Source organism: Methanosphaerula palustris E1-9c (genome assembly GCF_000021965.1).
In the GTDB taxonomy this organism is placed as follows: Archaea; Halobacteriota; Methanomicrobia; order Methanomicrobiales; family Methanospirillaceae; genus Methanosphaerula; species Methanosphaerula palustris.
In genome coordinates, this window is the sequence record NC_011832.1 from 63,048 (window position 1) to 85,549 (window position 22,502).

The 22,502-nt window shown below is 58.0% G+C and carries 18 protein-coding genes and 1 tRNA gene; 8 read left to right on the forward strand and 11 right to left on the reverse strand.

Annotated elements, in window-relative coordinates:
- Positions 1-47 precede the first annotated feature (47 nt).
- On the reverse strand, positions 48-1,484 hold the full coding sequence (locus tag MPAL_RS00305) for an MFS transporter (protein ID WP_012616772.1): 1,437 nt from the start codon (positions 1,482-1,484) through the stop codon (positions 48-50).
- 461 nt (positions 1,485-1,945) lie between these two features.
- Here MPAL_RS00305 and MPAL_RS00310 point away from each other — a divergent pair, with 461 nt between their 5' ends.
- Together MPAL_RS00310 and MPAL_RS00320 are read left to right on the forward strand one after the other, a co-directional pair.
- Positions 1,946-2,830: a NosD domain-containing protein gene (locus MPAL_RS00310; protein ID WP_012616773.1), complete on the forward strand. Its 885-nt coding sequence runs from the start codon at positions 1,946-1,948 to the stop codon at positions 2,828-2,830.
- 1,128 nt (positions 2,831-3,958) lie between these two features.
- A complete protein-coding gene (locus tag MPAL_RS00320) occupies positions 3,959-4,978 on the forward strand; it encodes a hypothetical protein (RefSeq protein WP_148208081.1) in 1,020 nt (339 codons plus the stop codon).
- A gap of 63 nt (positions 4,979-5,041) precedes the next feature.
- On the opposite strand, the gene MPAL_RS00325 is transcribed toward MPAL_RS00320, so the two are convergent.
- Complete coding sequence (locus MPAL_RS00325) at positions 5,042-5,701, reverse strand: PrsW family glutamic-type intramembrane protease (protein ID WP_012616776.1); 660 nt, start codon at positions 5,699-5,701, stop codon at positions 5,042-5,044.
- A gap of 398 nt (positions 5,702-6,099) precedes the next feature.
- Between MPAL_RS00325 and MPAL_RS00330 the strand changes: the two genes are divergently transcribed.
- Positions 6,100-6,795 carry an ArsR/SmtB family transcription factor gene (locus MPAL_RS00330; RefSeq protein WP_148208082.1) on the forward strand — a complete coding sequence of 232 codons (696 nt, stop codon included), beginning with the start codon at positions 6,100-6,102 and terminating at the stop codon, positions 6,793-6,795.
- Between the two features lie 93 nt (positions 6,796-6,888).
- Here the strand turns inward: MPAL_RS00330 and MPAL_RS00335 are convergent, their stop codons facing one another.
- The 7 genes from MPAL_RS00335 to MPAL_RS00365 are packed head-to-tail and all read right to left on the reverse strand — an operon-like array spanning position 6,889 to position 13,187.
- On the reverse strand, positions 6,889-7,482 hold the full coding sequence (locus MPAL_RS00335; RefSeq protein ID WP_012616778.1) for a CDP-alcohol phosphatidyltransferase family protein: 594 nt from the start codon (positions 7,480-7,482) through the stop codon (positions 6,889-6,891).
- Entirely contained in the window at positions 7,479-7,991 is a 513-nt protein-coding gene (locus MPAL_RS00340) for an adenylate kinase family protein (RefSeq protein ID WP_012616779.1), read from the reverse strand. Before MPAL_RS00340 ends, MPAL_RS00335 begins: the two co-directional genes overlap by 4 nt.
- Positions 7,988-9,043, reverse strand: coding sequence for a pyridoxal phosphate-dependent aminotransferase (locus tag MPAL_RS00345; RefSeq protein ID WP_012616780.1), 1,056 nt, complete (start codon positions 9,041-9,043; stop codon positions 7,988-7,990). Before MPAL_RS00345 ends, MPAL_RS00340 begins: the two co-directional genes overlap by 4 nt.
- Positions 9,027-10,154, reverse strand: a complete 1,128-nt coding sequence (locus MPAL_RS00350) for an aspartate aminotransferase family protein (RefSeq protein ID WP_012616781.1) — start codon at positions 10,152-10,154, stop codon at positions 9,027-9,029. The genes MPAL_RS00345 and MPAL_RS00350 overlap by 17 nt, the downstream gene beginning before the upstream one ends.
- Before the next feature lie 22 nt (positions 10,155-10,176).
- A complete protein-coding gene (gene guaA / locus MPAL_RS00355) occupies positions 10,177-11,094 on the reverse strand; it encodes a glutamine-hydrolyzing GMP synthase (protein ID WP_012616782.1) in 918 nt (305 codons plus the stop codon).
- Between the two features lie 19 nt (positions 11,095-11,113).
- On the reverse strand, positions 11,114-12,691 hold the full coding sequence (locus tag MPAL_RS00360; protein WP_012616783.1) for a CTP synthase: 1,578 nt from the start codon (positions 12,689-12,691) through the stop codon (positions 11,114-11,116).
- A 55-nt stretch (positions 12,692-12,746) separates the two neighbouring features.
- Positions 12,747-13,187: a PaaI family thioesterase gene (locus MPAL_RS00365; protein WP_012616784.1), complete on the reverse strand. Its 441-nt coding sequence runs from the start codon at positions 13,185-13,187 to the stop codon at positions 12,747-12,749.
- 61 nt (positions 13,188-13,248) lie between these two features.
- Between MPAL_RS00365 and MPAL_RS00370 the strand changes: the two genes are divergently transcribed.
- The 4 genes from MPAL_RS00370 (at position 13,249) to brxD (ending at position 17,424) form a co-directional block, all read left to right on the forward strand.
- The gene (locus MPAL_RS00370) at positions 13,249-13,488 is read left to right on the forward strand and encodes a hypothetical protein (protein ID WP_012616785.1); all 240 of its coding nucleotides are present in this window, start codon (positions 13,249-13,251) and stop codon (positions 13,486-13,488) included.
- Positions 13,489-13,635: 147 nt separating this feature from the next.
- A complete protein-coding gene (locus MPAL_RS00375) occupies positions 13,636-14,334 on the forward strand; it encodes a dolichyl-phosphate beta-glucosyltransferase (RefSeq protein ID WP_012616786.1) in 699 nt (232 codons plus the stop codon).
- A complete protein-coding gene (locus MPAL_RS00380) occupies positions 14,331-16,136 on the forward strand; it encodes a tetratricopeptide repeat protein (RefSeq protein ID WP_012616787.1) in 1,806 nt (601 codons plus the stop codon). Before MPAL_RS00375 ends, MPAL_RS00380 begins: the two co-directional genes overlap by 4 nt.
- Entirely contained in the window at positions 16,117-17,424 is a 1,308-nt protein-coding gene (gene brxD / locus MPAL_RS00385) for a BREX system ATP-binding protein BrxD (RefSeq protein ID WP_012616788.1), read from the forward strand. Before MPAL_RS00380 ends, brxD begins: the two co-directional genes overlap by 20 nt.
- 86 nt (positions 17,425-17,510) lie before the next feature.
- Here the strand turns inward: brxD and MPAL_RS00390 are convergent.
- Together MPAL_RS00390 and MPAL_RS00395 are read right to left on the reverse strand one after the other, a co-directional pair.
- Positions 17,511-17,583, reverse strand: a tRNA-Gln gene (locus tag MPAL_RS00390).
- A 32-nt stretch (positions 17,584-17,615) separates the two neighbouring features.
- The gene (locus MPAL_RS00395; protein ID WP_012616789.1) at positions 17,616-18,350 is read right to left on the reverse strand and encodes a thymidylate synthase; all 735 of its coding nucleotides are present in this window, start codon (positions 18,348-18,350) and stop codon (positions 17,616-17,618) included.
- Positions 18,351-18,796: 446 nt separating this feature from the next.
- On the opposite strand from MPAL_RS00395, the gene MPAL_RS14015 reads away from it, so the two are divergent.
- The gene (locus MPAL_RS14015) at positions 18,797-22,501 is read left to right on the forward strand and encodes a carbohydrate-binding protein (RefSeq protein WP_012616791.1); all 3,705 of its coding nucleotides are present in this window, start codon (positions 18,797-18,799) and stop codon (positions 22,499-22,501) included.
- Position 22,502 lies beyond the last annotated feature (1 nt).

Sequence of the window (22,502 nt, forward strand, 5' to 3'; positions counted from 1 at the left end):
CAGAAAAAGGATGGATCTGTCGGGGGATGAACGTATTCCCGGGCACGCTACTCGTCAGCAGAACTGCTAACCGCCGGGGCAGGTTCTCTTCTCTCCCGTACAATGACTGAGAACACGAAGGTAGCGATGGAGAGTACGAACCCGATCAGCGTGGAAAAATGGAAGCCATGCATGAATGTGCCAAGATCCAGGTCGGAAAATGCTACAATACCCCCTCCTGCAGTTGTAATCGTAAAAGCCGTTGCATAGAGCGCAATACCAATAACACTTCCGAGATATATTGCCGTGACCATCAGGGATGATCCGGTCCCTTCTTCGCCAGGGGGGGCATGATCTACAACTCTACTGGCAACCGGTCCTCCGGCAAATCCCCAGAACAGGCCCATCAGGATGAGACCTGCTAAGAGCGGAACAACTCCCATCTCCGGGAGAATTATCAGGTAGATTCCGTTCACTGCAATCAATACCAGACATGCTGCAAGAGCGAACGGTCTGCGGCCGATACTATCCGACCATCTCCCGAGCGGGATCCCGATGATCGTCGTGAGTGCGGGTGGAATCAGCAGATACAGACCGCTCATTGCCGTATCGAACTGCATGCCCGCCTGCAGGAAGAACGGCAGGAGGTACAGCATCCCCGCGTATATAACATTCATGATGAGAAATGCGAGGAATACTGCAGTGAATCTCCATGCGGTAAAGACCCGGATGTTCATCAGCGGCGTTGTACACCGGAGTTCTCGAAGAAGAAACGCGATGGTACATACAAGACAGAGAACGGTGCAGATCTGTATTTGCTGATCGGTGATGCCCAGATGGGGAATACGTTCCAGGGTATAAACCCCGAATCCCATCATGCCGAAGAGCGCGACAGCACCGAACAGGTCGAACGGCTGTTTTTTCCGGGTGTTGTCCTCTGGAATGACATGCAGGGCAAACGGCAGAGCAAGGAGTCCTATTGGGATATTGATCAGGAAGACCCAGTGCCAGGAGAGGTAGTGAGTGAGGAACCCGCCGATCGCAGGGCCTGCAGCAAATCCGATGGAGCTTGCCATGGTCATGGCACCAAGGGCCATCCCCAGCATGGTTTTTGGGAGGTATGTCACGCAGAGCAGGGGTGCGGATGCAGCGATCATGGCCGCCCCTATTCCCTGGAATATGCGGGAGACAAGAAGTATTCCAAAATCGGGAGAGAGTCCGCATACGGCGGATCCCAGGGTGAAGATGAGGAGGCCGCCGAGGAATATCTTTCGGAGAAGACCGCGTTCTGCAACTTTTCCAAAGACGAGAATGAGTCCTGCCATCATCAAGAGATAGGTGATGACGACCCAGGAGACCGTCCCAGTATCGGTGCCGAATGATTCGGATATCTGCGGGAGGACAACATTCACAATAGAACCATCGAGCCCGTCCAACAGCATCCCGATTGTGGCAGCAATGAGGAGGAGTTTCTGATACAGGGGGTCGGTGATGATTCTGGACATGTGGGAAGAAAGTCTGTTGAGAAGGTTCCTATATGTTTGTGTTATCGGTGTGATGGATGGTCTGTATCGGGAGGATTTGCTTGATTCTCAAGGGTATGCCGCTTCCCGGGAAAGGGGGCAGGCATTCCTGAACAGATGACGGTGGGGAGATACTCTCCTTCCCATTCTGAGGCTATATCAATGCGGAATAAGGTAACCAGACGAATAACTGCAATTATTTTTTCACTCAACGCCGCACTTATGTCTCTTCTCTGTGTATGATTAACTACGACACCGTGCTCTCCCTGATAAGAGCGGATGTACTGGTGTCACAGATGCGAACATGAAAGCCTGCCCATTCAACCTGGTACATACCCGGTTACAATGGGACCGGTGTATCCAGGTCTGATCACAATGGCAGAGAAGTTAACAATGGTGAAAGAATGAAGTTCAGATCGAAGTATCTTATGTCAGGGGTTTTGATGCTCCTGCTGATATCTCTGACCCTGATAGGATCAGTCAGTGCCGAGACAAAGATAAACAGTCTCCCGTACACGATTACATCTCCAGGAAACTATGTCCTGGGAGATTATTCCCATGACTACAAGGGTTCCGTGGGTATCACTGTCATGTCCTCAGATGTGACGATAGATGGACAAAACCTTGAATTCAGTGCAGTGGACAAATTGGATTCCAACTCCATTGGTATCAAGGTCTCGAGTTACATGAAGTGTGGAGTCCTGTACACGCCCCACAATGTGAAAATTCAGAATTTCAAAATTAGCGGGTTTGCCACTGGTATCGTCTTCGACAGGGTCAAGGACTCTGTTATTACGAAGAACGAATTCATGGACAACGTCAAAAGTGTAACCCTCAAATCGACCACCCATACTACAATCAATTACAATACCTTCACCAAGGATACAGGGGTCGGGATCACAGCAGAATCCGGATCAACTGAAACAGGTATCCTTACAAACACCTTCAACTCCGAGAAGCTTGCAATGCAGCTGAACGGTGGTTCGACCACTGCGACGATCAAGGGGAACAAAGTTTTAGCAACCACCGATCCCGAAGATGCCGAGAATATCGGGATTAAGATCGACGGATCGAGCGGAAATGCAATCTACAACAACCTCTTCAACACCTTCAACAATGTGAAGGCGACCAACACCGCCAACACCTGGTACCTGCCCACTCTTGGAAGGAACATCGTTGGGGGAGATTCGATCGGCGGTAACGCCTGGATGATGCCGGATGATACCGGATTTTCACAGATTAAGTCCGACGACAATGGGGATGGATTCGTAGATACACCCTATATCATCAACAACCTGAACAAGGACGTGATGCCACTGAAGGCCTGATGAGAACATAGAAGTACTACCATTCTCATATTTGCGATGCCGGCCGGTCCCGTAACCCGGGACTCCGGTCAGGTATCACCTCCTTCTGGTCAATTCTGTTTAGAGAATCTGATTCCTGTAAAACACGCTGCCATCAGCAGGAGCGCACCCCGCTTCGCAGGGCTCGCATAGAAACGTCCTCCTGCTGAACTGCTGAAGAACGCTACCTGACGATGTATCTGCAGTAACGTCCGGATGATGCCTGATGTCGACGGAGATGGATCTTTTGACAGCACGAACTGCCAGCCGACAGTCACCGCAACACGCTTTTTCACCAGGCAGGAACCAGGACCTTCTGCTGAAGTTCCCTGCAGTCGACCAGATCTGAGATGAGAGATTTCAGAACCATTTCAATGTGAAACTGGTAGACTGAACGAATAACTGCAATTATTTTTTCACTCAACGCCGGACTTATCTCTCTTCTCGTGTATGATTACCTGTGACACGGTGATTCCCGGGATGTTGATGGGAGTCGTGGTGTCACGGATATACGCTGAAAAATTGTGTATTCAGCCCGATCACCATGCCCTCTTCCAAGGGGGCTGTCGATATCCTGGTATGAGCACAATGCTGGAGAAGAGTGAAAAATGAAGATCGGATCACAGTATCTCATATCAGGGGCCCTGATGCTTGCTGATATCCCGACCTCAGTTGGATCGGTCAGTGCCGAAACGGATTTCCGACCTCCGCCGTACATGATTACGGATCCGGGCACCTCTGTGCTGGCGGGTACTTTCAAGGATTGTCAGGGTGCTCTGGGTTTCATTGATAGGACGTCAAATGTGGTGATCGACAGTGAGGTCAGAGAGAACAGACTGGTATCTTGGTCGCGATCATCATGGAATTGTCAGAGCCAATAGATCTCCTCCAATGTGAGCGTTCAGCATTTCATTCTGGTGAATACAACACCGCCGTCGACACTTTCAATAGAGTGGAGGCGCCAGCACCAGGAGCATGACCACCGAACAGCGCCGGCAGTCCATCGATCGAGGATGATACCTGATGACAAGTGAGGGTGGATGTGTGGATGCCCCTCTCTCATCATCAACAGGAAGAAGGATGTGATGCTGCTGAAGGTCTGAAGGGAATGTGAGACTCAGAATCACCTATCTATTTGCGATGCCGGACAGATCCGCAACCTGGGGTCTGACCTGGCACCACCTCCTTGTAGTCGATCCACTTTTGAAGATACGCTCTTCTCTCAAACGCTTGTCGGGTTCGCATCGAAATGATCCGTCTCTCTGTGCCAGCGAAAAGGACCTTCTCTCTCCAGATCACAACCTGCACATTTATACCACGAAAAGGGAAGATCCTGCTGATATGTACCCGGGGACAGGAGAACCTCAAAAGAACAGGGTTATCCCCGGCAGCGTGATCCACCTCTTATGGGGCATGGTTCTTCTTACTATCCCCTTTTGTGCCCTGATCGTGTTTATTCCCCTGGAGATATACCGGTTTTATGGTAATTTCCTTGAGGTGGGCGTTGCCCTCATCTGCATGATATCCTGCCTGTATGCCTATCGCGCCTGGTCGGAACGAATCATTATCGTACTTGCTGCATTTGCTTTTGGTGAATATGCACTCTCCAACACGTTCTGGTACCTGTACTCGATCGTGCTCGGGAGACAGAATGTATTCTTTACCATATCTGAACTGGGATTTATAGGATTCATGCTCTTTTTTATCGTTGCATTCCGCATCGAATTCCCACAGAAACCCCGCCCGGTTTCATCACGAATCGTGATGGGGTCCCTTTTTTTGTTCATTGCTCTACTGGTTCTGGGGATATCTGGTGTGACCCTGAACACGGCCCTGTTTATATTCCGTCTTCTGATTCTGACACTGTTCATGGATGGCGCGTTGGACCATGGCGTTGATCAGCATCCCCTGCTCTGGCCGGGCATCTGCCTGTGGAGTTCTGCCTCTATCCTTGATGGACTCAGAGATACTGTCGTTATTACGTACGCCGAAAGGGTTGGAGCGATACCTTTCACCGCAAACCATCTGACCGCGTATGATCTTTTGAGTATTGTCGGGCCGCTCTTTATCCTCTCCTTCCTTCTGATTCAACTGGGGATTTTCAGGTATATCAATTCCCAAAAGAACTGAATTTCTACGGGGATCGTATCAGGGCGATGTGAAATCGATCACTGCCAGATGACAGGGGATCCATTACAGGGAATCAGTCTTTTTAAACAGGATTGGCAGGTTCACATGGTAGCAGGTGAGCAGAAAGAAGAACAAGACCACCGGGAAGATGAGATCGATGATGGTGCCGATCAACTGGTAATGTTCTGATAACAGGTTGAAGATCGCGTGGATTGTTACGGCAAGCGTATAAAACCCGAACAAGAGGATCGGAAGCGCTCCACGGTCAAAATTTTTGATAAGGACAATGCCATACCCGATGATCCCGCATGTGCACCCATGCATCAGGGAGGTTGAAAACGACCGGGCGAGGATACTCAAAACAGGTACGAGCGTGAGCTGGAGGGCACTGGGATCGATGACAGTCCAGGTTTCAATGATGGAGAATCCAATGCCTGCAGCCATCGCATAGGTCAGCAGATCTTCGTCGCTGTTCTTTACACCCATGATAACTGGAATGATGATCGGAAGTGCCTTGAAAAATTCTTCCACGAGAGGGGATACCGTAAGGGAGTAGGGGAGTGTGGGAAATGCAGGGGAAAATATCGGAAAAAGAAGGTTTACCGGTATGGTTGCTACAATACCCCAGAGGAGATAGATCATGAATTTTTTACCACGGTAGCCTATAAACGCTATAAGAAAAAGGATAGGCAGAAGGTAGGCGGCTACAAGGATGATCTCCATATCAGTTCTCCTGCAAACGGGGAATCTCTTCAGACAGAATCCGACCCTGCTGTGAAACAGCGCCGTGACTGGCGTGTGGATCTCTCTCTCACAGATATCAGGTTTTTACAGATAATAAGATCAGGGGTGGATGGTGTCGAGACGACATTGAAACGCCCGGATCTGATGAGTGAAATTTTTTTTTCAGTTATCAGCGGGTATTTATGAATTCACAACAAGATTAAGAATCAATGTAATGGCTGGTGTGGTCGATGACCGACCCGCCGGCACTGTCATCGATATGAGCGTATGCCTTGCATCATTCAACGGTTCATCACCTGATAAGTCCCTGACAGAAGAGGGCCGGGTGTGGACCTGTCGGTTGGGTGATGAATGCAGATATGGTATGGAGTTTAATTATGGATGAAGTAAGGGACGGGGGAGGCATTGTCCAGCGAAGATCGGGGTTTTCATTCGGTACCGGGAGATATGCCGATGGTACTGATGAATTTTCGGCAATTGATGAACCTGCCGATATGACGGAAAAGGTGATCTTTCTTGAGCCAGGGGAGGAGAGAGCCCAGAATATTGTAAAGGCGATGGCTCACCAGAATGCCGGGGACGTCGTTCAGCTCCTCTCACTGGAAGGGCCGCTCCGGCTCTCCATTATTGCTGAACGGCTGGATATTTCCTTAAATACTGCAAAATATCATATTGAAAACCTTATGAATGCTGGAATCCTGGAGATCTCCGATACCCGGTACAGTGTGAAAGGGAAGAAAGTCAAGATCTACCGATTGAAGAACCAGGTCTTCATCGTCGCTCCAAAGATGACCTGTCTTGCGGAGGTCCGAAGGGCTCTGACGAAATACTGCACAGCCCTTGGGATCTTTATCAGTGTATTTGGTGTTGCGCTGGTCCAGCCGTTTGTAGATCTGCCAGCGGTTCCTCTGCAACTATCCGGATCGATTCAGCCGGGTTCAACGGTCCCGACAGCAGTTCTGACAGATAGTGGTATCATCCCGGCGTTGATCATTGCAGCGGCAGTCACCCTTCTCCTGCTGGTGATCTATGAGATGCATACCACCTGGAAGAACCGGCAATCCTGTGTTTGACCAGTGGAACCTGATATCGTCAGGGTACTCTCTAAAATAGGGATATTTCGGGTCAGCCCGTAATTCCCACTTATTTAATTTTAATTCTATTGTTCACAGTTGCTTCCAGACGAACCGGAACCGTTGGTAGGCAGTGTAGTGACCGAGCACCCCAAAGAGGCCGAGTACCCAGCCGAGCTGGGTCAGCCCAAAGTACTGACCCGGGAAGATCATACCGAGGATCCCGGCCAGGATCACCAGCACGAGCCGGTCGGCCCGGCCGAGCAGCCCGCCGTAGTACCGCCCGACTCCGACGGCCTGGGCCTGGGTACCTAAGTATGACGACATCAGCACCCCGGTCAGGGCGAAGACCCCGATCTGCCAGGAGACCGCACCGCCCGCGAAGATACCGGTGATGATGAAGATGTCGGCGTACCGGTCGACGGCGTGGTCGAGGAAGTCCCCTTTCTTGGACTGAAGGCTACCGGCCCTGGCCACCGCCCCGTCCAGCGCATCGAAGACGGCGTTCAGGGCGACCATCACCACTCCAAGGCCGAGTGAACCTTTATAGAATGCGACCCCCGCTCCGCCGGCCGCAAAGAACGAGAGGATCGTCAGGGCGTTGGGGGTCAGGTGCAGTCTCTGCGCCAGGGCGACGAACGGGGGGAAGAAACGGGCCACATGCGGGCGGTAGGAGTCGAGGGTCATAGCAGGTCTCCGAGCATCGTCGACCAGTCGATCGATCCGCAGGACGGGGGGACCGTTCCGTTGACGAACCCCTCGATCAGGTCGGCGCAGTCCTCTGGTGAACGGTCGGTGGTATCGATCTCCAGCAGGTTCTCCTCTCCATGAATATCGTAGGCCTCGGAGAGGATCAGGTCCATCGCTTCGGCCTCGCAGTTCTCCCGGATCTTTTCGGCACTGTACCCCCGGCTTTCCAGCCTGACGCTGAGCCGGTCGGGCCGGCACCTGAGCACCACAATGCGGTCAACGGCGAGGAGATGGACGAGGTGTCCCTCGATGAACGGGGCGGTCGGTGTATACCTGTCAGCCCAGGCATCGGCGTCGACGATCCGGGCATCACGTTCCTCGTCCCTGCCGGTGAGGAACGGCTCCATCGTATCGTTCTGCCGGATCACCTGATACCCGCGGCTCTGCAGCACCCCACTGACCACACTCTTCCCCGTTCCCGGGGTCCCGGTGATTCCACAGGTCATATTCTGTTGATCTCTTCGATAAAACGTTCGTTCTCCCATGCATCCCCGATCGAGACCCGGACATAGTGGTCGCCGAGGCCGGGGAACGACCGGCACGACCGGATCAGTACTCCCCTGCCTGCCAGGGTGGCAACGACATCGTCTGCGGTGTGGGGGGCCACATCGATCATCAGAAAGTTCGCCTCTGATGGTAGCACCGGGAATCTGACCGCCGAGCGGACTCGCTCCCGCCATTCGAGCATATGTGCCAGCGTTCTCTCCCGATGCTCCCGGTCGGCAAGGGCCGCCACCGCGGCGGCAGCCGAGACCGACGAGATCCCGGAGAACGGGGTCGCGGCCTTCATATAGAATGGTTCCAGCCAGGCCGGGATGAACGCATAGCCCACCCGTAGGCCGGCCAGCCCGAAGATCTTGGACATCGTCCTGCCGATGATCAGGTTCTCATACTCCCCCATCAGCGGGCGGTAGTCGTCCCGGGCAAAGTCCACGTAGGCATTGTCGAGGAAGAGCATGCAGTCGCCGATCCCATCGAGCACCTTCCGCACCTCTGCCGGCGTCGTCACCGTACCGGTCGGGTTGTTTGGGGTACAGAGGAACGCGACCTTTGCGCCCGTACAGGCCCGGGTGAAGGCCGGGATGTCGACCGTAAAGTCCTCCTTTCGCTGGATGTTCTCGACGATCGCTCCCTGCCCGGCTGCGGCGATCCCGTAGAACGAGAAGGTTGGGGTCGAGACGACGACCCGGTCCCCATGCCCTATAAAGCACCGGAGGACGGTCTCGATGATCCCGTCCATCCCGTTGCCGACGACGAAGGTGTGATCCCCGTGGAGACGTTTCAGCGCCTCGGTCAGATCGGTCATCCTGTCGTCAGGGTACCGGTTCACGGTCGCAAGAGCCGCAGCACCTGCAGCTATCGCTGCTTCTGACGGCGGGAACGGATTCTCATTGGAGGCGAGGCAGGCGATCCGGCCCGTTTCCCTGGCTGTCCCAGAGTGTGCAGCGTAGACATACCCGGGACCGGTCCTGAGATAGGATCTAATCGATGGCTGCACGGAGTACTCCGGTCGCTGTCTCGATCTCCTCCGGGGTGATCACCAGCGGCGGCACCAGCCGGAGGTTACCGTCCGCGGCGCAGTTGATCAGCACCCCGTGCTCTCTGCAGGTATCCCTGACCTCGGCGCACCGATCCCCGAGGGTGACTCCGATCATCAGCCCCCGCGACCGGGGGTTGTAGGCTGCGAGCGCCTTGTGGAACTGCTCGCCTTTGGCCGGCACGTCCGGCAGTACCGCTTCGATCACATCGATGGTGGCCAGGGCTGCCGCACAGGCGATCGGTCCGCCCGAGAAGGTGGAGCCGTGCTCTCCCTTCTTAAACTCGAGGCCATCCCTGGCGACGAGGGCCCCCATCGGGAACCCACTTGCAATCCCCTTTGCGAGGGTCACGATATCGGGCTTTACGCCGGTATGCTCGATCCCGAGCCATTTTCCGGTCCTTCCCATCCCGGTCTGGACCTCGTCGACGATCATCAGGGCGTCGTGCTCATCGCAGCACTCCCGGATCCCCTCGAAGAACGAGTCCGGTGGGATCAGCACCCCGGCCTCCCCCTGGATCGGCTCGACGATCACGCCGGCTGTCTGATCATCGACCGCCGCCATCAACCCATCCAGATCGCCGTAGTCGACAAAGGTGCAGGCCGGTTCGAGGGGCAGGAAGGGCTCCCGAATCGCAGGCTTGTAGGTGACCGAGAGCGCCCCCATTGTCCTCCCGTGGAACCCATGGTTGAACGCGATGAACTTCTTCTTTCCGGTACTGATCCGTGCGAGTTTCAGGGCTCCCTCATTCGCTTCTGCCCCCGAGTTCGAGAAGAAGGCCTTGGCGAAGCCGGTGATCCCGACCAGCCGCTCTGCCAGTTCTGCCTGGTGCGGTACGTAATACAGGTTCGAGCAGTGGATCAGCTCCTGTGCCTGATCACAGATCGCCTTGACCACAGCCGGGTGGCAGTGGCCGGTGGAGCAGACGGCAATCCCTGCCACGCAGTCGATGTATTCGTTTCCCTTGTCGTCCCAGACCCTCGAGCCCCTGCCCCGCACCAGCATCATATCGCGGGTGTTGGCAGGCATATAGTAGCGTGCGTCGAGAGCTTTGTAATCCTCTGTAATCATCCTTGTTCACCAGTTTTTTCGTTCACTCGTACTCGATCGTTGCCGGGGGTTTGGGGGTCACGTCGTAGACAACCCTCGCGACCGAAGGGATCTCGGCCGTGATCCGGGATGCTATCTTAAAGAGGACCGGGTACGGCACTTCGAGCGGGTCGGCGGTCATCCCGTCGCGGGAGTTGACCGCCCTGACCGCCACAATCCAGCCGTGGAGCCTGATGTCCCCCTTGACCCCGGTCCCGAGTCCGACCAGCGCCGCCAGGCACTGCCATGGGCGGAACTCCTCGACCAGTTCCTCCTCTGTGATCGCGTTCGCCTCACGGATCACCGCGACCTTCTCGCGGGTCACCTCGCCGATGATTCTGACAGCGAGTCCCGGGCCCGGGAACGGCATCCGGTGCTGGATCTCCCGCGGCAGCCCGAGTGCGCCGGCCACCTCCCGCACCTCGTCCTTGTAGAGGTCGCGGAGCGGCTCGAGCACTTGGGTGAAAGCGATCCCGAGCGGCATCCCGCCGACATTGTGGTGGCTCTTGATCCCGCCCTCGCTCTCGATTCGGTCGGGATAGATCGTTCCCTGCAGCAGCACCGTCGCCCCGGTCTTCTCGGCCTCCCGCTCGAAGACCCTGATGAACCGTTCGCCGATGATCTTCCGTTTCGTCTCCGGGTCGGCTACCCCGGCCAGGGCGTCGAGGAATTCATCGGATGCGTCGACGATTCGGAGGTTCAGGTGGCCGAAGAGGTGGCGGATCCGGTCGGTCTCTCCTTTGCGCATCAGCCCGGTATCGACATAGATCGGTTCGAGCCGTTCCCCGATCGCCTGTGCGGCCAGGGCTGCACAGACCGAGGAGTCCACCCCGCCTGAGAGGGCCATCACGACCCTGGCATCCGCGGTCAGTTCTCTGATCTCGCTGACGGCCTGTTGAATAAATCTCTCTGTATTGACCATTGTATGCTTCTCCGCATTCTTATGGAGTCTTTTTGTTCTTTCTGCACGCACTGACAAAACCGAGAAACGCCGGCGCCGGCCTGGTCGGCCGGGATCGGAATTCGGGGTGGAACTGAGTGGCAAAGAAGAACGGATGGCCGGGAAGCTCGCAGATCTCCATCCGTGGACCGTTCAGCCCGGAGAAGACCAGCCCTGCCTCTTCGAGGGCTGATATCTCCTCAGGGTTCACCTCGTACCGGTGCCGGTGCCGCTCAGTGATGGTGCTCCGCCGGTACAGTTGTTCTGCGATCGTCCCGGCCTTGACCGTCACCGGGTAGTTCCCGAGTCGCATCGTCCCGCCCAGGTCGTCGACCCCTTCCTGCTCGGGGAGAATGGCGATCACATGCCGTCCGTCCCCGATCTCCTCAGAGCAGGCATCCTTCCAGCCGAGCACGTGCCGCGCAAACTCGACCACGGCCAGTTGGAATCCGAGGCAGAGGCCGAGGAAGGGAATGTTATGCTCTCGTGCATACTGAATCGCCCTGATCTTCCCTTCAATCCCGCGGATCCCGAACCCCCCGGGGATCAGGATCCCGTCCACATCGGCCAGCTGGCAGGGCTCGTAGCGTTCGGCGTCCAGCCAGACGATCTTCACCTCGGTGGCGAGCGCCCTGCCGGCATGCTTCAGCGCCTCCTTGATCGAGAGGTAGACGTCCTCGATCCCGTACTTGGAGACGATGGCCACGGTGATCCGCGAGGTGTACTCCCGGGCGACCACGTTGTACCATTCCTCCAGAGCCTCCCGCCGATCGAGGTGCAGGTGCGTGGTGATCGCATCGGCCAGACCCTCCTTCTCCAGTTCCACCGGCACCTGGTAGATATCGGGGACGGTGGTGGCACTGACCACGGCCTGTGCGGCGACGTCGCAGAACGAGGCGATCTTCCGCTTGGTGTGCAGCCCTATCGGGTGCTCGCTCCTGCCGACGATCATGTCCGCATAGAGGCCGGCCTCACGGAGCGCCTTCACCGAGTGCTGGGTCGGTTTGGTCTTCATGTCTCCCATCGTGTCCTCAGGGATCAGGGTTACATGGATCAGCACCATCTCGTCCTCGGGCAGTTCGCCGCGCATCTGCCTGACCGCTTCGAGGAACGGCATCGATTCGATATCGCCGACGGTCCCTCCGACTTCAACCAGACAGATCTCGGCCGCCCCGTTCTCGTCCCCCTCGGTGGCGGCCTGCTCGATGCGGCACTTGATCTCATCGGTGATATGTGGGATGATCTGGACCGTGTCCCCGAGGTAGTCCCCGCGCCGTTCCTTCTCGATCACTGACCGGTAGACCTTGCCGGTCGTGATGTTGTGCGGCCCTGAGAGTTCGATGTCCAGAAACCGCTCGTAGTTGCCGAGGTCCAGGTCCACCTCGCTCCCATCGCCCAGCACGAAGACCTCCCCGTGCTGCGCAGGGTTCATCGTCCCTGCATCGATGTTCAGGTACGGATCGATCTTGACGGCCGTGACCCGATACCCACGATTCTTCAGGATACGCCCGATGGATGCGGCTGTGATCCCCTTCCCCAGGCCACTCATCACTCCGCCGGTCACTATGATGTACTTCACGATCTGTCTCCCAGTGGGTACTCTCTATGCTTTTAATATTCAATTAGTGTTCGCATCAGCGGGTCTGTTCCTCTCCAGCAGGGGCCTGTCTCGTCACTGCATAGGCTGCGGTGGTGCGGGAGAGCACCTTCTCGGAACCCCTGGCTATGAGCGTCCCCTCGGCAAAGATCACATTCCTTCCCCGCTTCACGATCTTTCCCCTGGCCACAATCGTCCCTTCGTTCACCCCGTGGAAGAAGTCGGTGGTCGCCGAGATGGTCGCTATCCCTTCCCTTTCCTGAAGCCCGGGGTAGATGGCCAGCACTATCGCCTCGTCAGCGAGTGCGGTGTACAGACCGCCCTGCAGCCACCCCTCGCCGTTCAGCATATCAGGTCGGACCACCATCGAGAGTTCGCCGTGCCCTTCCTCCATCGCGACGACCTCGATTCCCATCAGGGTGAAGAACGGGTTGGCCTTTGCCCCCTGCTGCTCCAGTGCAGTACAGTAATTGTTCATCTGATCAGGTTCAGGGGGACGGGGAAAAAAGGTTTACCTGCCGGCCTGCAAAGAGAGATGCATGGAATCTGACACCCTGGAGAGGATCGAAGCGATGCTCGGCGACCTCGTCTGGCTGAACGCCGTCATCGCCACAGAACTGATTCAGATCACCGAGAACTCCTCTTCGATCCTCCGCAAGGAGGCGCCCCCGGAGATCTGTAGAGAGGACCACAATGCCATCCGGGCCGAGGCCCTCCGGATCGTCGGTCAGTACAGCCAGGACGCGACACTGAGTCGGCACCTGAACCGGCACCAGTGATCAGATCTGACCGGGCGCATCGATAATGTTAATGAGGTCACCATGCCAACTCTTCTTCAGTATGGAGCGGCTATCAGCAGCGAGACCTGCTGCCGGGGAAGCGGCAGGACCTGATCCGAGAGGGTGCACCCCCTGAGGTCTGCACTGGTGGATGAGCGAGCCTGCACGGTGGTCATCCCTGCCTACAACGAGGAGGACCGGGTTCTTCCCCTCCTCGCCGGCCTGGAACAGTTCCACTGGAGGGTGATCGTCGTCTGTGATGGCACCGACCGGACGGCCGATACGGTCGAGACCTTTGCGGCTGCCCATCCCGGGATGGCCCTCACCTGCCTCCGGTTCGATCACCGGCTTGGCAAGGGGGGCGGGGTGCTGGCCGGCATCAGGGCGGCTGAAACGGCGTATGTTGGTTTTCTGGATGCGGATGGGTCCACTGCCCCCGACCAGATGGCCAGCCTCTTCGATCATCTCGATGAGGTGGACGGTGCCATCGGTTCGCGGTGGGTGCCAGGGGCGGTTCTTGCAGTACCGCAGGGACTGCTCCGGAGGCTTCAGAGCAGGGCCTTCAACCTGCTGATACGGCTCCTCTTTCACCTGAACTACCAGGATACCCAGTGCGGGGCCAAGGTTTTCCGTCGGTCGGTCCTGATCAGGGTGCTGCCCCAGATGATCTCGACCGGGTTTGAGTTCGACGTCGAACTCCTCTGGCTTCTCTCCAGGGCTGGATTCCGGGTGAGCGAGGTGCCGATCGTCTGGGCAGATCATGGTGGCTCCAAGGTCGGTGGGAGCGATGCGTTTCATATGGCAGAGAGTCTGGTCAAACTGAGGTTCTCCGGGCGCAACGTATGAAGCGGGAGGAAGAGAAGAAGCGGGCGTTCTCGCTCTATCAGGAGGGAGCGTTCCAGGCGTCGCTCGACCTCTGCACGGTCCTGGCCCGGGACGAAAAGGACCAGTCGCTCGATGTGCTGGCGGCCACCAACCTCTTCTCCCTCGGCGCGCTCGAGGAGGCGGAGGCCCGGTTTCGGGATCTCGCGCTCCTGACCCCCGACTCCTCGTACGTCCACTCGTACCTCGGCAAGGTGCTGGCTGCGGCTGGCAATGAGGAGGCGACCGCCGAGTACATCGAGGCTGTCAGGCTGGACCCTGAGAATCAGGAGGGACTTCGGGCCTACGGTGCCTACCTGGCCGGGAAGAACGATACGGCGGGGGCCGTCCCGGTTCTCTCCCAACTGGTCCGCCTCTCCGGCCGTGAGGAGGACGTGAAGACGCTCGCCTCGATGCTGCTCGAGCAGGGGAACGGGGCGGTGGCACTGGACCTGTATGCCCGGTACCCTCCGGCAGGGGACTGGTATATGTATATCGAGGCGCTGATGGCTACCGATGACCAGGTTGAGGCTCTCCGGGTCGCCGAGCAGGCGTACCGCAAGACTGGAGAACAGCGGTACCTGCATCAGTACCTCTCGGCCCTCGCGGTGGTCGATCAGTCAAGGGCACTGACCGAATATGCGGTCTACGCCGATGAGGAGGCTGACCCTGCGATCCGGTTCGACTATCTCCTCCTCCTCCGGTCCAAAGGGGATCTGGAAGGGGCTTTGTCGGTGGCGACAGCCCTGGTCGCTTCGGCGGGAGCGCCGGTCTATCATCTGGTCAGGGCGGAGCTGCTGGCCGCCCTCGACCGGAAGGACGAGGCAGAGGCCGCGTTCGTTGCGGTGATCAAACAGGAACTCTCGTCGATGGAGGATCCCGAGACCCTGGACCTGCTGATCCGGCGGTACCGGGAGTTCCTGATGGTAAGGTATGATCAGCAGACAGTGCTGGTCCGGTTTCGGGCCGTGATCGGGGACGGAGCGGATGTGGTCTCTCTGCTGGCCATGGCGGCCCTGTACACCTCGCTCGACGATCCGGTCGAGGCACGTTCCTGGTATTACCGGGCCTACCGTGCTGACTTCCTGAATGGTGGGCTGCTCTATGCAGAGTTTCTGATCGGCACCGGAGATCAGCGCGAGTGTGAGAAGGTGGTGCTCTACCTGCTCGGCACCCTCACCCGGGTTGCCGACCTGGAACGGGTGGCCGCGGTGGTCCTCGATCAGCGGTACGGCATGTACCGCCTCCCGCGGCTGCTTGAAAAACTGATCGCCTGCTGCGAGGCCTCCCTGCACCTGCTCAGTTCGGCCGGCAGGGAACTCTGTGCGGTCGCGTTCCTGGTCTCGGCCACCGATGCGTTCGAAGCGGGGCAGTACCCCCGGTGCAAGGAGTGCTGCCTCCGGGGTCTCGACCTGATGCCGGGCCACCCCCGTTCCCTGCAGCCCGGGGACTTCTTTGCCCTGCTGGTCCGGTGCAAGGAGGAGTCGCTTGCTGATACCCCGGTGCTCGGGGAGCAGCGTGCACCTGAGGTGCAGGTGGTCGACCAGGCCGGCCCGGAGGAGTCCGGCCCAGACCTCGATCTCGATCCGGTCGAGGAGCAGGTGGTTGCGTTCCTCCGCACCCATACCCGTGCCGAGGAGCAGGACCTCAGGACGTTGCTTGGAACCCGGCGGGTCTCGGGGATCGTGAACAGGCTGATCCGGAAGGCCGCCGCCGCCGGGGTGGAGATCATTGCAAAACAGGGTGTTGGGGAGAATGGTGAGATCTATGAGTACGTGGGACGATGAACCAGGGACCGCTGTCAGTGAACAGGAACGGTCAAAGTGTATCACAATGATCAATGCGCTCCGACGGGGGACCGTCCCTGCGCTGGGGCTTTCCGAGCTGGCAGTAGGGCTTGAGGCCGAGGAAGGGGTGATCCGGCAGCAGCTCACCTACGTGGCCGGCGGTGGTGGAGACCTGAAGTTTATTCGGGGGGATTACGGGGCTGGCAAGACGTTTCTGATCGCCCGTGCCCTCGAACTGGCCACTGAACAGGGGTTCGTGACCGCCCATGTGGTGATCTCAGCAGAGACCCCGCTCCACCGGTTGCGGAGTCTGTACCAGCGGATCTGTGCGAATATGCGCCTCCCGACGGACGGCCCGGCCTTAAAAACCCTGATCGACACTTGGCTCTTCGGGATCGAGGAACGGGTGATCGCAGTCAGGGGAACAGAGACCCCTGACGAGGTGCTGGAGGCCGAGACAGTTCGGGCGATCGAGGGGGCACTGGCTGGAGTCAGCGCCGAGAACAGTGCCCTCGCAGCGGCGGTCAGGACCTACTACCTGGCCAACAACAAAGCCGAGTACCCGCTCGCTCAGGCCGCCCTCGGCTGGATCGCCGGCGAGCCGAATGTCGGCAGAACATTCCGGCAGAAGGCCGGGATCAAGGGGGATGTCGACGACTCGGTCGCCCTCTCGTTCCTCCGCGGACTGGTCTCCATCATCTGCAGCGCCGGGTATGCCGGGCTGGCGGTGGCCTTCGACGAGGTCGAGACGACGCAGGGTCTCGTCCGGGCGCAGCGCGAGAAGGGATACGGCAACCTCCGGCAGCTGGTCGACGGGCTGGACCGGGGGGAGATGGAGCACTGTTATCTCCTCTTCACCGGGACGCCGGCGTTCTTCGAGGGGTCGCGGGGGATCCGGGCTCTCCCACCGCTGGCCGACCGGATCAGTCTACCGGCCTCGGACGGCTACCGGAACCCGCATCAGGCCCAGATCGTGCTGGTTCCGTTCGATGCGCAGAAACTTGAGAAGGTGGCCATGCGGGTGGCTGATATCTATGCGGCTGCCTGCGGCCCGGTGGACCGGGAACGGATCTCGCACCGGTTCATCCGGGGGATGATCCGGTCGATGACTGCCAAGTTCGGCGGCAGGGTCGACGTGATCCCGCGGGTTTTCCTCCGCGAGTTTGTGGACGTGCTCGACAAGTGCGCCCTGTACCCCGAGTACGACCCGGCGACGTCGTACCAGGAGAGCCGGCTTCCCGAGGACCTGCGCGAAGAGGAGCAGGCCTTCATCAGCATGCAGTTCTGATCCGTGCTGCAGTGATCTCCACCTCTTTTTTTATCCATGATCGAAGACGTTCCGTAGATGCGAAGTGATGATAAAAAGCGAATCGATAGCCCGGAGCAGATTCGAACTGCTGTCGGGGGATCCAGAGTCCCCCATGATTGACCACTACACTACCGGGCTTCTAGCCTTACTCTATTCGCCACGGTGCCTAATTAAGATGACGGCTTTGGGGCTGCCCGATTGCACCCTCTGCATCGGCAGCAGACCTCCTGGACCGGGTGGAAACGCTCTCCCCTGTTGCAGAATGCTTTCAGATCATCCATGTCGCGCGTGAAGTAGACGTGTGGTACCAGGGCGATATGGGTGTACCTCCCGATCCTGACCCCGAGTGCTTCCGCGATCATCAGCTGCAGGTGGACGAGCGCGAACATGTTGGCCCCTGATGCGGTCAGCATGTCGTTGGAGCGGAAGACCACCTTCATCTGCAGGGCTCCGTCCCTGATCACGCACTGGACCAGCTGCAGACACGGACAGTCCTTGACCTGCTCGTCGACGACCGGATTCCAGGTGATGGCCAGCGCCCGCCGGGTAGCCGGAGCCTCCTGCAACTTCCTGATGATATACGCGATCTGGTCGACCTGGACCGGTGCTTCGTCCGCGGCGAGCCGGTCGCCCCAGTTAAAGAGGCGACCGTGGTAGTCATACTCGAAGATCCCGTCCGAGCCGTGCAGCAGATCGGCAGCGTACTTCTCCATGAACCGTCGCTGGAACCGTGATCCGGTGCTGATCATCGGTTCGGTCGTCGGGTTCTCCACCTGCAGAGCCAGTTCCTCACACTCGATGGTCGCCTCGCCGTCCTCGGTGCCGAGCACCCATCCCTTCTCAAGGACTGTCTTCACTGCCAGTTCGTGGGCACGTGCCAGGTTCGGGGCGCTGATGATCCGCATATTAGTAGTAGGTGGGGGGGTCGACCACAAATATTTGTTGAGCTCCCTCATGAGGTCTCTGGGGTTGCGCTGGTTGATCCGGGTCAAACTCAGAGTGGCTGGTGAGATCTTCTGGAATGATCCTGTCGGCCGATCATCCCACCCCAGATTCATGGAAAATACGTGGTTTAACGCTCAATTAATTGAAAATATGGCCATTAATTCAAAATCTCCCCGCATCGGAGTATATCGGAATGCCAGTGTTTATATAACAATAATAGATTACGTATAACTCATCAACCGAGGGAGTGATCCAGGGAGAGGCCAGGTCCTGCAGGCCGAACGTTCTCTTCATATCGACGCCGGATCCGGAGAAGCCCTGCTCATACATGATAGGGGCCCCCTCCCTGCACACCAGCCGCATCCTTGCCAGGTGTCTCTGGGGCAGTGAATCAGGAGAATGATCTATGAGGAGTGAGATTCTGTGCTGTTATATCGTGCTTGCCATGCTGCTGGGAGGGTCACTCCTGGTCATCCATGCAGATGCGACCGTGAATATCCTGCCGCTTGGCGATTCGATCACGCGGGGCGGGACCACCGCTGACTCTCCGTATCCCAGTTATCGATACCTGCTCTGGAACTACCTCAAGACCGGCGGCTACGATGTCAACTTCATCGGCTCCACGACTTTTCCCACCTTCAGCTCGTTCTCGTTCGATCAGAACCATGAAGGGCATGGGGGGTATACCACCGGTATGGAACTGGCGGGGGACTCCTCCGATGATCCCTCGGCCAAACTCTCCAACTGGCTGAAACTCTATACCCCTGACATCGTCCTCCTCCACATCGGGACCAACGATGTGATCCAGCAGGTGCCGCTTGCGACGCGGCTGAGCAATGACGCTCAGATCATCGATACGCTCAGGGCGGACAATCCGAACGTGAAGATCCTGATAGCGCAGATCATACCGACCAGCGATTCGTTCAGGAACACGAACTCCCAGCTGATCGCTTATAATAACGCGCTTCCGGCTCTGGCGGCCCAGAAGAGCACGGCCCAATCGCCGGTGATTGTGGTCGACCAGTACACCGGGTATAACGGATTTTCGGACAACCAGTACGACGGGATCCACCCACAGACCTCTGGTGAGAAGAAGATGGCCGACCGTTGGTATGCCGCACTGGTACCGCTGCTCAGCGGCGGTACAACAGTCGAACCGACACCGGTACCAACATCTGCGCCATGGGACTCGCCACAGGCGATCCCTGGTTCGATCCAGGCAACTGACTATGCTTCCGGTGGCGAGGGTGTCGCTTACCATGACACGACCACCGGCAACCAGGGTGGTGCCTACCGGAATGACGACGTGGATATCGAGTACTCTTCGGTGGAGCAGGAGTTTGTGGTCGCATATATCCGGTCAGGCGAGTGGCTCACCTACGATGTGAACATCGCCTCGGGCGGGATCTATACCGTCAACTTCAGGGTCTCCTCCCCCAACACCGGGAGTACCATCGATCTGGAGGTCGACGGGTCCGAGGTGACGATGATCCAGGTGCCCAACACCGGCTCCTTTGATACCTACACCGCGGTACAGCGGCCGGTCTACCTGCCGAGCGGCCATCACACCCTGAAACTCGACTTCAGTGGATCCTCCAATGTGAACTATCTGAAGTTCACGACCGGGATGCCGACGCCGGTGCCGACTGGGACCACAGTCTCACCGACACCGACCGGCAGCCAGACGATCACACCGACTGTGACTCCAACCGGGGTGGAGCGGGCCTATGTTTCGCATACCTTCCCCTGCAAAGTCGAAGCTGAGGACTATGACCTGGGTGGCGAAGGGATTGCGTACCATGACACGACGCCCGGCAATCTAGGCGGTGAATATCGAAGTGACGATGTCGATATCGAGGCGATGTCCGGTGGCGGAAGCAATGTCGGGTATATCAAGAATGGAGAATGGCTGGCCTATACGGTGTCCGTCCCAGTCACCAGAACCTACGTCGCGACCTTCAAATCGAGTAGCTGGGCTCCGGGCCGTTCGATCCTTGTGCAGGTGGACGGGACACCGGTCACAGCGGTCGGCGTTCCAAACACCAATTCAAGCAACGTCTATGACTCCGCTCAGGTCGCGCTTCCGATGACACAGGGAATGCACCGCATCACATTGACCTTCAATGGGGACTGTCAGAACCTGGACTGGTTCGATGTGACCAACGACATGCCCACGACCGTCACGACGCCGGTGCCGACCACGGTAGTGACGACGGTACCGACCACCATAGTAACGACGAAACCAACCACCACCACGACCACGGTGCCGACGACTGCCCCTACAACGGTCGTGACTACGGTGAAGCCGACCCAGACCTCTCTCCCGTACGTGGCTCACCGACCACCGATCAGGGTCGAGGCCGAGGATTATGACCAGGGTGGCGAAGGGGTCGCATATCATGATACGACGCTCGGCAACCTTGGTGGGCAGTACCGGCAGGACGACGTGGACATCGAGACGATAGCAGCCGGCGGGTACGATGTCGGATATATCAAGGACGGAGAATGGCTGACCTATACGATCGATGCGCCCTCCACCTCAGCGTACACCGCAGTCTTCCGGATGGCGTCATGGGGTGCCGGCCGATCGATCGGTGTCAGTGTCGACGGCGTTCAGGTCACGACGGTACCGGTTGCCATGACCGGGTCGTACAGCACGTTCACACTCTCTGCGGCTTCGTTTACGATGACCCAGGGGACCCATAAGGTCAGGTTGACCTTCAACGGAGACAGCCAGAACCTGGACTACTTCGATCTGATCCCTGGAAACTATGCGCCGACGACAACCACCGTCACGCCCGTCCCCACAACCGTGATGACCACAGCGACGGTTACGACGACGGCGGCGACCACGACAGTGCCGACGACGACACCAACCACTACTGTCCCCACGACGGTCGTGACCACAGGTACCACGACGGTTACGACGACAGCGGCGACCACGACGGTGCCGACCACTGCAGTAACAACGGTGACAACGACACCAGCCCCGTCAGGCACCGTCTGGCAGATCCCGACCCATATCGAGGCCGAGGATTATGACCAGGGTGGCGAAGGGGTCGCATACCATGATACGACGCTCGGCAACCTTGGCGGGCAGTACAGACAGGACGATGTGGATATCGAGGCTATATCCGGCGGCGGGTACGATGTCTGCTACATCAGGGACGGTGAATGGCTGCGGTATCATATTACGGTCCAGAACACCGGCATTTACACCGCGACCTTCAGGGTCGGAAGCTGGAACCAGGGGAGGGCGATCACCATCGGGGTCGACGGTGTTGGGGTAGCCGTGGCCGCGGTCCCGAACACCGGTTCGAGCAGTGCCTATACCACCACTGCGGTGGCGGTTCCACTGGCTGCCGGGGATCATATGCTCACCCTGACCTTCAACGGTGATGGCCAGAATCTGGACTGGTTCACACTGGGTAATGGTGTGATCCAGACGACGACACCGACGACTGTGGCGCCGACGACTGCCCCCACGACGGTGCCTACCACCGTGGTGACGACCGTGAAACCCACGACCACGGTGACGACCGTCACCCCGACGACCATGGCGACCACTGTGAAACCCACGACGGTGGTCACGACCACTATTTCCCCGACGATCCCGACGATTCCAGTCAGCACCACGGCGACGACCCTCCCTCTCCCCGATACCAAGGCCTACACGAGTCTCTCTCTTCCGGGTCGGCTGCAGGCCGAGAACTATGACAACGGCGGCGAAGGGGTTGGCTACCATGATACCACCCCTAGCAACCAGGGCGGTGCCTATCGGAACGATGATGCTGACGTCGAAAGCCTGATCGACAACAGCGGATACGATGTCTGCTGGATCCGGGATGGCGAATGGCTGAAGTACACCGTGACCGTCCAGCAGAGCAGAACGTATGGGGCCGCCTTCAGGGTTGCCTCCCCACAGGCCGGGGGGCAGGTCGAGCTGAAGGTCGACGGTACAAGCGAGGTGACCGTCAACGTCCCGAACACCGGGTCGTTCGACATCTACCAGTCGATCGGCACCCAGGTACCGCTGACCGCTGGACAGCATACGATCACCCTGGCCTTCCATGGATCACGGATGAACGTCGACTACGTTGACTTCGTCTGAA